The sequence below is a fragment of the Thermosynechococcus sp. genome (genome assembly GCF_046299635.1).
In the GTDB taxonomy this organism is placed as follows: Bacteria; Cyanobacteriota; Cyanobacteriia; order Thermosynechococcales; family Thermosynechococcaceae; genus Thermosynechococcus.
The window spans coordinates 244-615 of the sequence record NZ_JBKBHV010000074.1 but is presented as its reverse complement, the minus strand read 5'-3'; the positions used below and the strand labels follow the sequence as shown (position 1 = coordinate 615).

The 372-nt window shown below is 39.8% G+C and carries 1 protein-coding gene; it reads left to right on the top strand.

The annotated features are described in order from the left end of the window. The coding region (locus ACK4IR_RS12395; protein ID WP_409874644.1) for a hypothetical protein at positions 1–189 on the top strand (189 nt) is incomplete at its 5' end. Positions 190–372 lie beyond the last annotated feature (183 nt).

The following is a 372-nucleotide window of genomic DNA, read 5'->3' as shown; positions in this document are numbered from 1 at the left end:
CGACTCTTGGAAGAAGCTAATCCTTCTTTCATTAAGCAACTGCTTGAATTTGTTTCACTGCCTTTAGGAGTATTACAACTTGGGTTATATTCTAAGAACAAGGAAATAGTTCAACAATTTATAATACAGCAAACAACACGCCAGACTTTGCAAATAATTGCAGAAAAGCAGAGAAGTGAAACTTCTTGATAAGTTGAAAGATATAACTTTGCTGGATGTATACTGGATAACTTTTTCCCCCTTCACGGAGTCTTGGCTAGATGTCCCGAAGCGCTGTGGCACTTTTCCTTTTCAGGTAGGAATTTGTATGGATGAAAGATTGGGGTTATGGGGTTAGCCTTCAGCCTTCACCTTCACAGGATTGACAGGGGA